The organism is Hufsiella arboris (assembly GCF_009834875.1).
Taxonomy (GTDB): domain Bacteria; phylum Bacteroidota; class Bacteroidia; order Sphingobacteriales; family Sphingobacteriaceae; genus Hufsiella_A; species Hufsiella_A arboris.
The window spans coordinates 143,572-159,344 of record NZ_WVHT01000007.1; the positions used below are offsets into that span (position 1 = coordinate 143,572).

A 15,773-nucleotide genomic window follows, 5' to 3' on the forward strand; every position below is an offset into this window, starting at 1 on the left:
GTTTTAGTTTGTTTTATTCAGCAGTCCACTGCTTTGCATCCAGTTTATGCAGCGGTCGAACCATTGATCGCTGGTTGATTTATTGTTTAAGCCGAAACCGTGGCCACCCTTTGGATAGATGTGCATTTCGGAAGGAATTTTGTTTTTGATCAGCGCTTCATAATACCAGATCGTGTTCAACACTGGCACAACATTATCGTCTTCACAGTGAATAAGGAAAGCGGGCGGTGTTGTTGATGTGATCTGTTCTTCGTTCGAATAAAGTTTTACCTGCTCTGCCGGCGCAGATTTACCCAGCAGATTTTCTCTTGACCCTTTGTGTGCGATACTATCGGTAAAACTGATTACAGGATACATCAGTATTTGGAAATCAGGACGTACACTTGTGTTATTGGAGTTTTCAATTACTGCCTTATTGTAATGTGTAGCTGCTGTAGACGCCAGGTGACCGCCCGCTGAAAAACCCATGATCCCGATTTTTGCGGGATCAACGTTCCATTCGCCGGCACGTTCGCGTACAAGTTTTATGGCTTGTTGAGCATCCTGCAATGGTCCTATTGATTTGTCCTTCATCGTAACATCACTCGGCAAACGATATTTCAACACGAAAGCCGTTATACCGCGCTTGTTAAATTCCTTTGCGATATCGTAACCTTCTTTCACGATTGAAAGTATAGCATAGCCTCCGCCGGGGCAAATGATAACCGCCGTTCCGTTAGCTTTGCCTTTTTCGGGTTGGTAAACAGATAAAGTCGGAACAGAAACTTTGCTCGCGCGTGTAATTCCATCAGCGGCAGTTTCGGTTTTTTCCAGGTTTTCGACGGCAACGGAATTTGGAACATTCTTATACAAAGGAATGATATTTTGAGCGGTAGAAATTTTGGCAAAAAACATCAGTGCAGAAACTAAAAAAAGATGTGTTTTCACGATGATTGAACTGAATTATGATTCGCAATATCATCTTTTTAATCTGAAAACATAAATTTGTATCATGAATTTTTCTTCGCGATTATTAGAGGATGCTGTTGCAGAGTTTTCGAAGTTACCGGGAGTTGGCCAAAAAACAGCGCTTCGATTAGTGCTTCACCTTTTGAACCAGCAAAGCGAGGATGTAGAAAAATTCAGCCAGGCAATTACCCGTTTACGAAACGAAATTAAGTATTGCAAGGTTTGCCATAACATCTCCGATTTGCATATCTGTGAAATCTGCTCGGCCGTAAAACGTGATAAGTCTATTATCTGCGTAGTTGAAGATACCCGCGACGTAATGGCCATCGAAAACACCAATCAATACACCGGAATGTACCATGTTTTAGGAGGATTAATCTCACCTATTGACGGTGTCGGGCCGTCTGACCTGAATATCGAAAGCTTAGTGGATCGGGTGAAAAGCGGTGAAACAGGGGAAATTATCCTCGCGTTAAGCGCCACCATGGAAGGTGACACAACAATATTTTATCTGTACAAAAAACTGAAGGAATTCAACCTGCCTATTACAACAATTGCCCGCGGTATTGCCTTTGGCGGTGAGTTGGAGTATGTAGATGAAATAACGTTAGGACGCTCGATCGCTACACGCATTCCCTACGAAAACTCTCTTGTTAAATAATCAATGGATTTTAAGAATAAAACAATCGTCATCACCGGCGCCTCTTCCGGAATTGGGAAGGCTTGCGCCGAAGAATTCGCTAAGCGTGGAGCTAATTTGGTTCTTGGAGCGCGACAATATGTTACCCTTTGTGAAATCTCCCAGGAGATAGAAAAGAAATTCGGGGTGAAAGCCGTGGCGGTTCAGTGCGATGTGGCAAGAGAAGACGATTGTGAACAGCTAATCAAGCAGGCTGTATTAACATTTAACAGGGTAGATGTGCTGATAAATAATGCAGGTATCAGCATGCGGGCGCTATTTAAAGATCTGGACCTGGTAGTGCTTAGAAACCTGATGAACGTAAACTTTTGGGGAACTGTTTACTGCACGAAATATGCACTTCCCGAACTGTTGAAAAGCAAGGGTTCTGTTGTTGGTGTGACATCAATAGCTGGTTACCGTGGCTTGCCGGGAAGAACGGGATACTCGGCATCGAAATTTGCTATGAATGGCTTTCTGGAAGCGCTGCGGGTGGAAAACCTCAAAACAGGATTGCACGTAATGATTGCCGCTCCCGGATTTACCGCTTCTAATATTCGGAATACGGCGCTCGTTAAAGACGGTAGTCAGCAGGGTGAAAGCAGCATGGACGAAGGTAAAATGATGACCGCAGAGGAGGTTGCAGTAATAATCGCCGATGGAGTAAACGATCGGAAACGTAGTCTGATAATGACCGGGCAGGGAAAATTAGCGGTGCTGATGAATAAGCTGATCCCGGCCTGGGTTGATAAACAGGTTTTCAAATTATTCTCGAAAGAGAAAGATCCCTTGATTTCTTAAAGGAACAGGACTGGAGAACAGGGAGATGGGTTCTCAATGTTTCTTACGTACACGCAGATGTACTACAGCAGAAATTTCTTGCAGTGACGAAACTGAAGGTTTATAGTTGAACAGTCTGTCGTTCAATAAACCTGATGGCCGTGAAAAGCTTTTTGTTGAAATCGCCTTCGTGTTGGCATTTCCATTCATAAAAAGCTTGTAACAAACAGCAGGGCCGTAGGGCCGATGAAATACTTGCGTTCGTTTTCAAAAAAAGAATATGAAAGATTTATGCTTTAATTATAAACCTTCTTCAGAGTATAAACGAATGCCTTTGGACCGTAAATGAATGCCTGCGGCCTGCATCCAAGTGACATTAACCAGGTTCAGATTGCCATCGGAATTAGGCTGGTTGTTATCGGTTAGAAGCAGGTTGTCTTCGGAATGAGTCCGGTAGCCTTCGGAATGAGCCCGGTTGTCTTCGGCTAGCTGCATCTAAAGATTTGTCTCCTAATGCAGCGGCCTTCTTTTAACAATGCCGCCTTTTGTATCGGTAATCACGTTCATCACGATAAAAGCCTTGCGGTCAATGCGCTCCACTTCCTGTCGCAGCTTGGTCGTCTCCAATCGTGTTATAACGGTAAAGATAATATCTATGTCCTTATTCGTGTTGCCAATGCCAAAACCTCTTTCTCCTTTATAAATAGTTACGCCCCGGCCTAAATTATTAATGATCGCTTCCCTGATCTGGTTACTTTTGGGAGAAACGATGGTAACGCCGGTATATTCTTCGATACCCTGAACAATAAAATCAATGGTTTTAGATGCTGCCAGGTAAGCCAAAACCGAATATAATGCGCTTTCAATGCTTAAAACAAAAGCCGCAACGCCGAAGATGAAAAGGTTAATAATTAAAATAATGTCGCCGATGCTAAAAACGCTTTTGCGGGTAATGAAAACTGCAAGAATCTCTGTTCCGTCTAGAACGCCGCCGCCGCGCATCGCCAGGCCAATGCCTGCCCCAACAAAAAAACCACCGAAAATTGCAATCAGCAGTTTGTCGTGCGTAATCACGGGAAAATTGATGAAAAAGATCAGCAATGATAACATCATGATGGCTATCAACGTGGTAACGGCGAATCTTTTACCTATCTGCTTGGCACCTAAAAATATGAAGGGGATATTAAAAACAACCAGCCAAACAGAAACAGGAATGTCTGTCAGCTGATTGGTTAAAAGTGAAATACCTGTGACCCCACCGTCGATAAAATGATTCGGAACTAAAAAACCTTTAAGGCCGAATGCGGCACTAAAAACGCCTAAAATGATTAAAAGGACATTTTTTGCTTCTTTCTGTAACTGGACAAATCTTCTGTAGCGTTTATTTAATTTCATCGGCTAAAAATTTAAGGTGAGGTCATAAAATACAATTTTCAATCTTTTTAAACGAATTAAAAGCCGAAAAATGGAAAGATTTAACATTCAGCTTGCATCCCAAAAAAAGATTATACATATTTGTCACCGAGCAAAATGATTACAACAAACGCACATAAAAACTGGTGGTGGCATAACGAAAATTCGTTAGGCAATCCGCTGTAGTGTGCTGTTTTTAAAATAACAGGGAAGGGTTGTCGTACAGGCAACCCTTTTTTTATGTCATAATTTTTATGAAGAAAATATTAAACCATCTTTTCGAGAACAAAACCTTTTCTAAGAAAGAAGCTAAAGAGATCCTTACCAACATTGCGCTTGGAAAATATAACCAGTCGCAGATGGCTGCTTTTATGGTAGCCTATTGTATGCGAAGCATCACTGTAGATGAACTGGAAGGATTTGGTGAGGCGATGCTCGAATTATGTGTCGATCCGCAATTAAACGGATATGACCTGATCGATTTATGCGGAACAGGAGGCGATGGAAAAGATACATTCAATATTTCTACGCTTGCCTCTTTTGTAGTTGCAGGAGCCGGGTACAAGGTCGCCAAACACGGTAATTATGGAGTTTCTTCGGGGTGCGGTTCATCCAATGTGATGGAATATCTTGGTTATAAGTTTTCTGCAGATCCGTCCGAACTTAAACGGTCGGTTGAGGAAGCCGGAATATGCTTTTTGCATGCGCCTCTTTTTCACCCTGCTATGAAAAATGTTGCTCCGATCCGTCGTGAGCTGGGCGTAAAGACATTTTTCAATATGCTTGGCCCTATGGTTAACCCTACGAAACCAAAGTTTCAGACAGTTGGGGTATACAGCCTTGAGCTGGCCCGCCTTTACAATTATCTTTACCAAAAAACCGACAAGCGATACACGATTATCCACGCTGTGGACGGATACGACGAGGTATCGCTGACATGTGACTACAAAACATTTTCTAATGGCGGCGAAAAGCTGAACAGGCTTTCGGATATCGGATTCGAAAAAATTGATCCCACATCTATCGAAGGTGGCAGCACAGTGGAGGACTCGGCAAAAATATTTAAGGATGTTTTAAACGGAAATGCCACTACCCAGCAAGTAAACGTGGTTTTATGTAATGCCGCGGTAGCCATTCAGACAATTAATCACGAATCATCGTTTGCAGATTGTTATTACGAAGCTGAGGAATCATTGTTAAGTAAACGGGCTTTAAAGAGCTTTGAAAAACTGATAAACTAATGCGAAGCTCCGATCTTAAAATAAAGGTTTGCGGTATGCGGGACGCTGAAAACATCGTCGGCTTAGCTGCGTTAAATCCGCATTACCTGGGACTTATTTTTTACCCGCAGTCTAAGCGCTTCGCAGGCGATTTGAATCCCGGTATTTTAAAGCATGTTCCTGGAAAAATCATAAGAACGGGAGTTTTTGTCAATGCATCAAAAGCGGAGATCGGAGAAAAAATTAGCCAGTATGGTTTAAAGGCCGTACAGTTGCACGGTGACGAAACACCACAATTCTGCAATGAAATAAAGAACTTAAATGTTGAGGTTATTAAGGCGTTTGGTTTGGATGAATCTTTTGACTTCGGGCGTTTGAACCAATATATTGAGTATTGTGACTATTTTCTCTTTGATACCCAAACTGCAGCTTACGGCGGTTCTGGCAAAAGTTTCGATTGGTCGTTGCTGCAACATTACACATTGAGCAAGCCGTATTTTTTAAGCGGCGGTATCGATGAGGTGAATATTGATTCGATACTTGAAATGACGGATGAGCGGTTATATGCGATTGATCTAAACAGTAAGTTTGAGTCAGAGCCGGGTTTAAAAGACCTGGCTAAACTTGATAAAGTTTTTAGAAAATTAAAGACAGCGAGGGCTGAAAAATAAGCGAACTATGAATTACCACGTTAACGAAAAAGGATATTACGGCGATTTTGGCGGGGCCTATATTCCGGAAATGCTTTATCCGAATGTAGAAGAATTGAGGCAAAAGTACCTGGATATCATGAACAGTGCCGATTTTAAGAAGGAATTCGATCAGTTACTTAAGGATTATGTTGGCCGCCCATCTCCATTGTACCTTGCTAATCGCCTGTCAGAAAAATACGGCGCAAACATTTTCCTCAAGCGTGAAGATTTGAATCATACCGGTGCGCATAAAATCAATAATACCGTAGGGCAAATTTTATTGGCTGAACGGCTGGGAAAAAAACGGATCATCGCCGAAACCGGAGCCGGACAGCATGGCGTTGCGACTGCAACTGTTTGCGCGTTAAAGGGGCTTGAATGCGTTGTTTATATGGGTGAGATAGATATAGAACGCCAGGCGCCAAACGTCGCACGTATGAAAATGATGGGAGCCACTGTGGTAGCTGCAACTTCCGGAAGTAAGACTTTGAAGGATGCAACCAATGAGGCTATGCGCGATTGGATAAATAACCCAGTAGATACGCATTATATAATTGGGTCGGTTGTTGGACCGCATCCTTATCCTGATATGGTGGCCAGGTTTCAATCGATTATTTCTGAGGAAACACGCCGGCAGCTAAAAGAACATACGGGCAGCGAAAGTCCTGATTACGTATTGGCTTGTGTTGGTGGCGGAAGCAATGCGGCCGGGATGTTCTATCATTTCCTTGATGATCAGCATGCTAAACTGATAGCGGTTGAAGCGGCTGGACACGGTGTAAATTCAGGTGAATCTGCAGCAACGACTATCCTGGGAAAAGAAGGAGTTTTACACGGAAGCCGGTCTATCCTGATGCAAACGGACGATGGCCAGGTTATCGAACCTTACTCAATCTCCGCCGGTTTGGACTACCCGGGAATTGGCCCGCAGCACGCTCATCTTTTTAAAACCAGGCGAGCTGAATATGTTTGCGCGACAGATGATGAAGCAATGCAGGCAGGCTTACTTTTGGCCAAATTGGAGGGGATCATACCGGCAATTGAAAGCTCTCATGCCTTAGCCCACCTGGAGAAAATGAACTTCAAAAAAGGAGAAACCGTAGTAATATGCCTTTCAGGCCGCGGCGACAAGGACCTGAATACTTATATGAAATATTTTAATTTATAAATGAGTAAGAAAAAAGGATGTAAGGCGTAAAGACTTACAACTGACCGGATAATACTTACTACTGATTACTTAAAAAATGAACCGACTTAAACAGTTATTCGAAAATAAAAACAAACCGCTTTTATCGATTTATTACACTGCCGGATATCCGGAGATAGACAGTACGGTAAATATCGCGGAAGCTCTTGAAAAAGCGGGTGCAGATTTCCTGGAAATAGGTTTTCCTTATTCCGACCCGGTGGCGGATGGCCCTGTAATCCAGGAAAGTTCGCAAAAAGCGCTGCATAATGGAATGTCGCTTAAAGTACTGTTCGAGCGGCTAAAAGAGCTCCGTAAACGAGTGAGCATACCTGTTTTATTGATGGGGTATGTAAATCCGGTATTGCAGTTCGGCGTTGAGAACTTTTGCAAGGCTGCCGCAGATGCGGGTGTCGACGGGGTGATAGTGCCGGATTTACCGATGTATGAATATGAGGAACTTTACAAGGATTGCTTCCTGAAACATAATGTCAGCAATATTTTCCTGGTAACTCCGCAAACATCTGAAGCACGTATTCGGAAGATCGATGACCTGAGTAACGCCTTTATTTATTTACTCTCGTCATCAGCTACAACGGGGAAACAACTGGATGTCTCACAATCGTCCGAAACTTACTTCGGCAGGATCAAGGCTATGAATCTTAAGAATCCCTTGATGATCGGTTTTGGTATTTCCGATAAGAAAAGTTTTGATAAAGCGGCCGAATATACGAGTGGAGCCATCGTTGGCAGCGCCTTTGTACGCTTGCTTGGAGAACCTGATTACATGAATAAAATTAGTTCGTTCGTGCAAAGCATAAAGGGTAATTAGCTGCTTTCTTTTTTACTCAGAACAGAGAAATATATAAAGCCCAAAACGCCGGATAATAACGATGCCAGCAGGATAGCGAACTTTGCTTCTTCCTGGAATTCAAAAATTTCTTTAAAGGACAAGAGTGAAATAAATACCGACATGGTGAAGCCGATACCAGCTAAAATACTTATCCCGATTATGTGCTTCCACTGAGAATTTTCCGGTAAAACACTAAGCTTTAGTTTTACCGCAAGCCATGAAAATAAGCTGACACCGATAGGCTTCCCGAGCAACAGTCCTGCTATGATACCCAGGCCTAGCGGAGATGTAAGGCCATCCAGCATTTTACTGTTAAAATGAATATTGGTGTTGGCCAGCGCGAAGATAGGCATGATGATAAAATTTACGGGTATATGCAGCTTGTGTTCCAAGAATTCAAGCGGCGAGGCTTTTTTCTCCGGATTTGTTGGAATGGTAAGCGCCAGCAAAACACCCGAAATGGTGGCATGAATACCCGAATTGTGAATCAAATACCAAAGAATAATTCCCGGCACCAGATACAAAATAATGTTCTTTACGCCCAAACGATTCATTAAAACCAGGATGAATAACGCGCCGGCGGCTCCAAGCAAATAATCAAACTGGATCTTAGAAGTATAAAAAACCGCTATCACGATGATAGCGCCAAGGTCGTCCACAATAGCAAGAGCGGCGGTAAATATCCGCATGCTGTAAGGTACCTTTTTGCCGAGAAGCGCAATTATGGCTAGCACAAAAGCAATATCGGTAGCCATGGGAATTCCCCAGCCTTGCGCCGATCCGGAATTGCGGTTAATACCATAATAGATAATGGCCGGCATCAACATTCCGCCTAAGGCGGCAAAAACAGGCAAGGCCGCTTTTTTTATCTCCGAAAGTTCTCCCTCAACTATTTCCCGCTTAATTTCTAAACCTACCAGCAGAAAGAAGACAGCCATCAGGCCGTCGTTAATCCAGCCTTCAACGGAATATCGTAAATGGAGTCCAAAAGGATTTCCGCCAAATTGTGTTTCAAGTAAGTGTTTGAATGTATTCGCCAGAGAGGTATTTGCAATTGTAATTGAAATAATCACGCAAGCAATTAAAATAATCCCGCTATTGCTGGCAGATCTGAAAAACTCACGAAAACGATTAAGATCAAAGGAAACGGCCATTTGGCGTAAAATAAAAAAACCATTTTAATTTGCCCGATCTAACTGAGAAAACTATTATTTTTAGCACATGTCTTTGTTTGTGGCGTCGTTGAATTCGGGAAGTAATGGAAATTGCTATTATGTGGGTAATGATGAAGAAGCAATCCTGGTAGATGTTGGCATATCGTGTAAAGAAGTAGAGAAGCGAATGGCCAGGATCGGGCTAAATATCCGCATAGTAAAAGCAATTTTTGTATCACACGAGCACACCGACCATATTAAAGGAATTCCGGTTCTGGCAAGAAAATATCAGCTCCCGGTTTACGTTACTTTGCCAACCTGGGTCAATGGTGGTTTGCACATTGATGATAATCTGCTCCGCCCAATAGCAAGTTTCGACGAAATAAGAATTGGTGAAATAAACATAACCGCATTTCCCAAAATCCACGATGCGGCCGATCCTCATAGTTTTTTAGTAGAATGTAATGGCGTAAAAATAGGTGTCTTCACTGATCTGGGCCATCCTTGCGAGCAACTCATCAGGTACTTTAAAGAATGCCATGCGGCGTTCCTGGAGGCCAATTATGATGAAGAAATGCTGAACAATAGCAGGTATCCTTACTTTTTGAAAAATAGAATCCGCGGCGGGAGAGGGCATCTTTCCAATTCGCAGGCGCTCGAGTTATTTAAAGCTCACCGCTCGCCGTATTTGAAGAGATTGTTTTTATCGCATTTATCGAGAGAAAACAATTGCCCTGATTTGGTTGCAAATCTGTTCAGCCTGCACGCAAACGGTGTTGAAATTACCGTCGCATCACGCTACCAGGAAACGGATGTTTACCACATTCAGCACTATGAAAAACCTACTGATTTTGCAATGACCGAAAGCCGGACTTACGTTCAGGCGTCATTGTTCTGATTGATTAACAGATTGGGATAAGTTTAAAAAGAGAAGCCTGATTTTCTTCTTCTGGCATCCTTCGAATTGACCTTTCAGACATACTCTTCTAAAACACCTTTGCCCTGTCTTAAAATTTCAAAATCTCCTGATGTGCAATCTACTACCGTTGACGGAATTGCATCGCCATAACCTCCATCGATGACAATGTCTACGAGATCCTCAAACTTTTCGTGAATTAACTCGGGATCTGTTGAATACTCCATGATCTCGTCTTCATCATGGATAGAAGTTGTAATGATCGGGTTACCCAGCTCATGCACGATTTGCCTTGGAATATTGTTGTCCGGAATACGAATTCCGACCGTCTTTCTGTTGGAACTTAAAAGTTTGGGAACGTTATTATTTGCATTAAAAATAAAGGTGAACGGGCCGGGAAGTGCTTTTTTCAATAAACGAAATTGTGTAGTATCCAATGGTTTTACATAATCCGAAATATGGCTTAGGTCGTAGCAGATGAACGAAAAATTAGCTTTGTCAGGCTTGATGCCTCGAATTTTACAAATTTTTTCGATAGCTTTTTGATTAGTAATGTCACAGCCTAAACCGTAAATAGTGTCGGTTGGATAAATTACTAAACCTCCTGACTTTAAGCAATCTACCACTTGTTGAATCGCTTTGGGGTTTGGGTTTTCCGGGTATATTTTTAGAAGCATATCCTTATAATCGTTCGAAGGTAACATTGTTTAAATAAAAAAAATATTTTAGTCTATAGGAATTATAGATTGATTGTATATATTTGCATCATAGTTCTTTTAACTACTTATCCAGAAAGACGGAGGGAAAGGCCCGATGATGTCTTAGCAACCTGTACCGACAAGGTGCTAATTCCTGCCTGTTTACAGGCGCAGATAAGAAAACAGATGACAGCAAATCATCTTGACAGGAAAATTCAGGATAAATTTTTAATTGACAAAGCCATGTGACCGAGTGGATAGGTTATGGTCTGCAAAACCTTTTACGGCAGTTCGAATCTGCCCATGGCATCGAAAAAATATAAGGTTCAAATGCAGAAAGGCCATCTTAACAAGATGGCCTTTCTGCATTTAATGTTGCTGTTAAATCAGTTCAACGCTTCTTTTTACAAACTCCGTCAAATCCGAACCTGTCAACAATCCCTGAGACAATAATGCCAGGTCAAAAGCCTGTTTAGCAAGCTTCTCTTTTTCCGAATCATCTGCTTTAGCAATGCGGCTAATCAGCGGGTGATTCCCGTTAACTGCTACTTTGTAATTTTCAGGTAATGACCCATAAAAGCTCATTCCTCCGCCCATTTGCGCCATGTCTTTCATGCGGCGCATAAATTCATCCTGGGTAATGCTTACCGGAAGTTCATCAGGATTCAAACTTTCGATTTCAACTTTATAATTTGCCTTACTGATCGCCTTTTCAAAAGCAGACTTTACAGTGGTTGTTTCATCTTCCGTCAGAACATGAGCAGGGGCATCGTCCTTTTTAATCAACTTGTCAGCGACGTCTGAATCTACACGTTTCAGTTGTGTTTTTTCAAGTTTTTGCTCAAGCTGATTAATAAAGTGATTGTCGAGCGGCGAGCTCATATCTAACACATCGTAATCCTTGCGGTTAGCAGATTGAATAAAGGAATCCTGCTTGCTGGCATCAACGGTGTACAGGTAAACAACGTTTCCATCTTTGTCTGTTTGTACATCTTTAACCTTTTCGCGGTATTCATCAAGTGTAAAGAATTCTTTCTTCGTATTTCCAAGAAGTGCAAAATCCTTCGCTTTGTCGTAAAATTTATCTTCACTGATCATTCCGTATTTCACGAAAAGGCCGATGTCCTGCCACTTTTCTTCAAAGGCTTTTCTGTCTTTGTTAAACAGTTCAGATAATTTGTCAGCTACCTTTTTGGTAATGTAATTATTGATTTTTTTAACGTTGCTGTCGGCCTGTAAAAAGCTTCTCGACACGTTTAACGGAATATCCGGTGAATCAATCACGCCGTGTAAAAGCATTAAAAACTCCGGAACAATATCCTTTACTTCATCAGTAATGAAAACCTGGCGGGAAAACAGCTTTATTTTGTTGCGCTGAAATTCCATGTCGTTTTTCACTTTCGGGAAATACAGAACACCTGTCAGGTTAAACGGATAATCTACATTTAAATGAATCCAGAATAAAGGATCTTCCGAGAACGGGTAAAGCTCTTTGTAAAATGCGATATAATCCTCGTCTTTTAGCTCAGATGGTGACTTTGTCCAGATTGGGTTCGGATTGTTGATGATGTTGTCAACTTCAACCGACTTGTATTTTGGCTTGCCTTCTTCATCTTCACCATCTTCAACACTTTCGGTTTTGGTACCAAATTGAATTGGAACAGGTAGGAATTTGCAATACTTATCAAGAATTTCCTGTAGCTTATGCTGATTTAAAAATTCTTCTGAGTCAGCGTTAACATGTAAGATGATTTCGGTACCGCGATCGCTGCGGTCGCTTTCTGTTATTTCGAATTCAGTACTTCCATCGCATATCCACCTGGCTGGCTCGGCGCCTTCCTGGTAAGATAAGGTGTTGATTTCTACCTTGTCGGCAACCATAAATGCCGAGTAAAAACCTAAGCCAAATTTTCCGATAAGTTCGTTAGCATCTTTAGCATCCTTGAATTTTTCTACGAATTCAGTCGCGCCGGAAAAAGCAATCTGGTTGATGTATTTTTTTATCTCATCGGCGGTCATACCTAAACCGCGATCGGTGATGGTGATGGTTTTTGCCTTTTCATCAAAAGCAACCTGAACTTTTAAATCGCCTAGTTCACCCTGGAATTGTCCAAGCGAAGAAAGTCTCTTAATTTTTTGTGTCGCATCGACAGCGTTTGAAACAAGTTCCCTTAAAAATATCTCATGGTCCGAGTAAAGAAACTTTTTAATAATTGGGAAAATGTTCTCGGTGTGAATCGAAATCGTGCCTTTTTCCTGCATAATATGATGTAGTTAAATGTTAAAATTTATAGAACACGTTCATCAAGGCTTGTTCCAAAGCGGTTTAATTGTCAAAGTGGCAGAATGATTGCGTCACTTGCCGGCTGCTGTGTTCGCGATATGAGTAATAGCTTTGATTTATTGTTGATTAATTTTATCAGATATAAAAATTAGAAAAGCAATGACACACTTTCATGCCGACGGAAAGTCCCGTGCTTCGTTCATACTACACGCGGCCTTAGCCACAAGCCGGTATCCACTTCGCCCGTGTTTAAATTTCAATGACACTTCAACTATGATCGTAGGCGCCGCCAAAACCTGGTTAGTTTCAGAATCTTAACTTCTTTAGTTTTCGAGTTTAGATGCTTTTGTGTTAAACAAAAATTTCTCCCTTCAAATATGTAATAGCCTGGCCCGACATAAGCACCCGATCTCCCTTCAGTTCACACCGCAATTCGCCGCGCCGCGCTGAAATCTGAAAAGCATGAAGCTCTGTCTTGTTTAATTTATCCGCCCAGTAAGGGATGAGGTTGCAATGTGCGGATCCTGTTACAGGGTCTTCATTTATGCCGGCTCCGGGTGCAAAAAACCTGGAAACAAAGTCGCAATCGCGACCTTTCGCTGTGACGATAATTCCTACTGCATCTATTTTGCTCAACGCATTGAAGTCGGGGCTCATCGAAGCGACGTCTTCTTCCGAGTCGTAAACTAAAAAGTAATCGCGCGAGCGATAGGTTTCTTTAGGGATTTTTCCGCCCAAGGCAGCAATAATTTCAGATGGAATAGTAGTAGTTTCAACAGGTCGCGACGGAAAATCAAGCGTATACAGATTGTCATTCTTTGTTACCGTCAAAGTTCCCGCTTTCTGAGTATGGAAATGAATAATAGGATGAGCGTATCCCAGTTGGGTAAACAAAATGTGAGCCGTTGCCAAAGTAGCATGTCCGCAAAGATCTATTTCGAACTCAGGTGTAAACCAGCGCAAGTCAAAGCCATTAGTGGTTTCAACAAAAAAAGCCGTTTCGGCAAGGTTATTCTCTGCGGCGATTTTTTGCATGAGAGGCACAGGAATCCATTCATCCAAAGGACAAACCGCGGCGGGATTTCCACCAAAAAGCTTGTCGGTAAAAGCATCAGCCTGATAGATCTTTAAGGTTTTCATTTTCTATTGATTTATGCAAAGATTCAATTATTGTTGAAAGGCCGGAAAGTAATTGAACAGAATTAGGTCATATTCCGATTTATGAAATATCTCGTCTGGTGGCAATAGCCAGGACGAGTTAAGTGTCCGGTTTATCTTCGACTATATTTCGACGTAGCTACAATTTCACGCCTTGTTGATTATGTTATGTTTGCCCAAACAATCTATACCACATCATGTTAAATTTCCAACCTATGTAATGCTGCAAAGTAAATCCGATACATCTATCAATAACGCTTATTTAGCCGGAGGTGGCGAAATGGGCCAGCTGATCCGCTCATACGACTGGCAAAATTCTGCAATTGGCGCTCCGGACAAGTGGTCGCAAAGCCTGCTTACCACGATCAGTATCATTTTGAATTCAAAGTTTCCGATGTTTTTGTGGTGGGGGCCGCAGTTAATACAGTTTTATAATGATGCTTACCGCCCCAGTTTAGGAAACAATGGAAAGCATCCGACAGCTTTGGGGCAGCCGGGCGAAGAATGCTGGCCGGAAATATGGACGGTTATAAAACCTTTGATAGACCAGGTAATGACAGGGCAGGAGGCAACATGGAGTGAAGATCAGCTGATACCGATTTACCGTAATAATGCGCTTGAGGATGTTTACTGGACATTCGGCTATAGCAGGGTGAATGATGAAACCGGAAAACCTGCAGGCGTATTAGTAATTTGTAACGAAACGACAGATAAGGTCAAAGCTTACAACGAAATACACCGGGCAAATAAAGAGCTTGAATTTGCTATAGAGGCCGCAGAGCTAGGTACATGGGATCTGGACCCCAAAACAAATGTTTTTATGGGCAACGATCGCCTTAAGACTTGGTTCGGTTTGCCTCATGACGAGAAGATTGATCTGGAAAAAGCTACCAACGTGGTTGTTGAAAAGGATCGGGAAAGGGTGATTGCTGCAATTTTTAATGCGGTCCAAAACGGATCGGATGGCAACTACAATATTATTTACACTATTCAAAGCCCGGTTGATAATATCCCAAGAATTGTAAAGGCAATAGGAAAAGCGTTATTTGATTCGGATGGAAATGCATACCGTTTAAGTGGAATTTTACAGGATGTAACAGACGAATTTCAATTGCAGCAGCGGAAGGATGAGTTTATAAGTGTGGCTAGCCATGAATTAAAAACTCCAATTACGTCATTAAAAGCTTCGATGCAAATTTTGCAGAAACTTATTAAGGAAGACCAGACTTCCATAAAATTACCCCTATTTGTCGATAAGGCTAATAACAATGTTGGCAAACTCACCAATTTGTTGGACGATCTGATGAGCGTTTCAAAAGTGCAAAACGGGCAGCTTATTTTAAATAAGACCTGGATTAATCTGGCGAATTTGATCAATGGCTGTTGCGACCATGTGAGGTTAGCTGGCACTCACGAAATAATCCTCAAAGGCAATACTGAGTTGATGGTTTGCGCGGACTATGTGCGGATAGATCAGGTAATTGTTAATCTGGTAAACAATGCGGTAAAGTATGCGCCGCATTCCAAAGAGATAATTATCAATATCGGCCTGAGTAACGGAATGGCTCTTGTTTCAGTCAAGGATTTCGGGATTGGGATCAGTCCGGAAAAAATGCCGCATTTGTTTGACAGGTATTATCGGGTTGATACCTCTGGCGTTCAATTTTCAGGTTTAGGCTTAGGCTTGTATATCAGTGCTGAAATAATAAAACGCCATAACGGACAGATTTGGGTAGAAAGTGAATTGGGAAAAGGTGCAACTTTTTATTTTACCCTGCCGATTGAGCAATAG

General features: G+C 42.0%; 15 protein-coding genes, 1 tRNA gene and 1 riboswitch. Of the genes, 9 read left to right on the forward strand and 7 right to left on the reverse strand.

Annotation, left to right across the window (positions count from 1 at the left end):
- Positions 1-3 precede the first annotated feature (3 nt).
- A complete protein-coding gene (locus GS399_RS15110; protein ID WP_160845620.1) occupies positions 4-894 on the reverse strand; it encodes an alpha/beta hydrolase in 891 nt (296 codons plus the stop codon).
- Between the two features lie 97 nt (positions 895-991).
- Here GS399_RS15110 and recR point away from each other — a divergent pair, with 97 nt between their 5' ends.
- Both recR and GS399_RS15120 read left to right on the forward strand, forming a co-directional pair.
- Positions 992-1,609: a recombination mediator RecR gene (gene recR, locus GS399_RS15115; RefSeq protein ID WP_160845483.1), complete on the forward strand. Its 618-nt coding sequence runs from the start codon at positions 992-994 to the stop codon at positions 1,607-1,609.
- A gap of 3 nt (positions 1,610-1,612) precedes the next feature.
- Positions 1,613-2,428 carry an SDR family oxidoreductase gene (locus tag GS399_RS15120; protein WP_160845484.1) on the forward strand — a complete coding sequence of 272 codons (816 nt, stop codon included), beginning with the start codon at positions 1,613-1,615 and terminating at the stop codon, positions 2,426-2,428.
- 279 nt (positions 2,429-2,707) lie between these two features.
- Here GS399_RS15120 and GS399_RS15125 read toward each other — a convergent pair whose 3' ends face one another.
- Positions 2,708-2,902, reverse strand: a complete 195-nt coding sequence (locus GS399_RS15125) for a hypothetical protein (RefSeq protein ID WP_160845485.1) — start codon at positions 2,900-2,902, stop codon at positions 2,708-2,710.
- 15 nt (positions 2,903-2,917) lie between these two features.
- The gene (locus GS399_RS15130) at positions 2,918-3,802 is read right to left on the reverse strand and encodes a YitT family protein (protein ID WP_160845486.1); all 885 of its coding nucleotides are present in this window, start codon (positions 3,800-3,802) and stop codon (positions 2,918-2,920) included.
- A 272-nt stretch (positions 3,803-4,074) separates the two neighbouring features.
- On the opposite strand from GS399_RS15130, the gene trpD reads away from it, so the two are divergent.
- From trpD to trpA, 4 genes are all read left to right on the forward strand, one after another.
- Positions 4,075-5,061 (forward strand): anthranilate phosphoribosyltransferase, encoded by a 987-nt coding sequence (gene trpD / locus GS399_RS15135; protein ID WP_160845487.1) that lies wholly within the window; start codon positions 4,075-4,077, stop codon positions 5,059-5,061.
- Positions 5,061-5,711 carry a phosphoribosylanthranilate isomerase gene (locus GS399_RS15140; protein ID WP_237487958.1) on the forward strand — a complete coding sequence of 217 codons (651 nt, stop codon included), beginning with the start codon at positions 5,061-5,063 and terminating at the stop codon, positions 5,709-5,711. Before trpD ends, GS399_RS15140 begins: the two co-directional genes overlap by 1 nt.
- A 7-nt stretch (positions 5,712-5,718) precedes the next feature.
- Positions 5,719-6,900 (forward strand): tryptophan synthase subunit beta, encoded by a 1,182-nt coding sequence (gene trpB, locus GS399_RS15145; protein WP_160845488.1) that lies wholly within the window; start codon positions 5,719-5,721, stop codon positions 6,898-6,900.
- A 76-nt stretch (positions 6,901-6,976) separates the two neighbouring features.
- Positions 6,977-7,750 carry a tryptophan synthase subunit alpha gene (gene trpA, locus GS399_RS15150; RefSeq protein ID WP_160845489.1) on the forward strand — a complete coding sequence of 258 codons (774 nt, stop codon included), beginning with the start codon at positions 6,977-6,979 and terminating at the stop codon, positions 7,748-7,750.
- Here the strand turns inward: trpA and nhaA are convergent.
- Positions 7,747-8,925: a Na+/H+ antiporter NhaA gene (nhaA, locus tag GS399_RS15155; RefSeq protein ID WP_160845490.1), complete on the reverse strand. Its 1,179-nt coding sequence runs from the start codon at positions 8,923-8,925 to the stop codon at positions 7,747-7,749. The two genes, trpA and nhaA, sit on opposite strands and share 4 nt — an antisense overlap.
- A gap of 67 nt (positions 8,926-8,992) precedes the next feature.
- Here nhaA and GS399_RS15160 point away from each other — a divergent pair, with 67 nt between their 5' ends.
- Complete coding sequence (locus GS399_RS15160) at positions 8,993-9,823, forward strand: MBL fold metallo-hydrolase (protein WP_160845491.1); 831 nt, start codon at positions 8,993-8,995, stop codon at positions 9,821-9,823.
- 74 nt (positions 9,824-9,897) lie between these two features.
- Here GS399_RS15160 and GS399_RS15165 read toward each other — a convergent pair whose 3' ends face one another.
- Positions 9,898-10,518 (reverse strand): L-threonylcarbamoyladenylate synthase, encoded by a 621-nt coding sequence (locus GS399_RS15165; RefSeq protein ID WP_160845622.1) that lies wholly within the window; start codon positions 10,516-10,518, stop codon positions 9,898-9,900.
- Positions 10,519-10,622: 104 nt separating this feature from the next.
- A riboswitch (SAM riboswitch) is annotated at positions 10,623-10,720 on the forward strand.
- 58 nt (positions 10,721-10,778) lie between these two features.
- On the opposite strand from GS399_RS15165, the gene GS399_RS15170 reads away from it, so the two are divergent.
- A tRNA-Cys gene (locus GS399_RS15170) sits at positions 10,779-10,849 on the forward strand.
- Positions 10,850-10,920: 71 nt separating this feature from the next.
- Here the strand turns inward: GS399_RS15170 and htpG are convergent.
- Positions 10,921-12,801: a molecular chaperone HtpG gene (gene htpG, locus GS399_RS15175; RefSeq protein ID WP_160845492.1), complete on the reverse strand. Its 1,881-nt coding sequence runs from the start codon at positions 12,799-12,801 to the stop codon at positions 10,921-10,923.
- Between the two features lie 373 nt (positions 12,802-13,174).
- Positions 13,175-13,963 carry a PhzF family phenazine biosynthesis protein gene (locus GS399_RS15180; protein WP_160845493.1) on the reverse strand — a complete coding sequence of 263 codons (789 nt, stop codon included), beginning with the start codon at positions 13,961-13,963 and terminating at the stop codon, positions 13,175-13,177.
- A 238-nt stretch (positions 13,964-14,201) separates the two neighbouring features.
- On the opposite strand from GS399_RS15180, the gene GS399_RS15185 reads away from it, so the two are divergent.
- Positions 14,202-15,773: a PAS domain-containing sensor histidine kinase gene (locus GS399_RS15185; protein WP_160845494.1), complete on the forward strand. Its 1,572-nt coding sequence runs from the start codon at positions 14,202-14,204 to the stop codon at positions 15,771-15,773.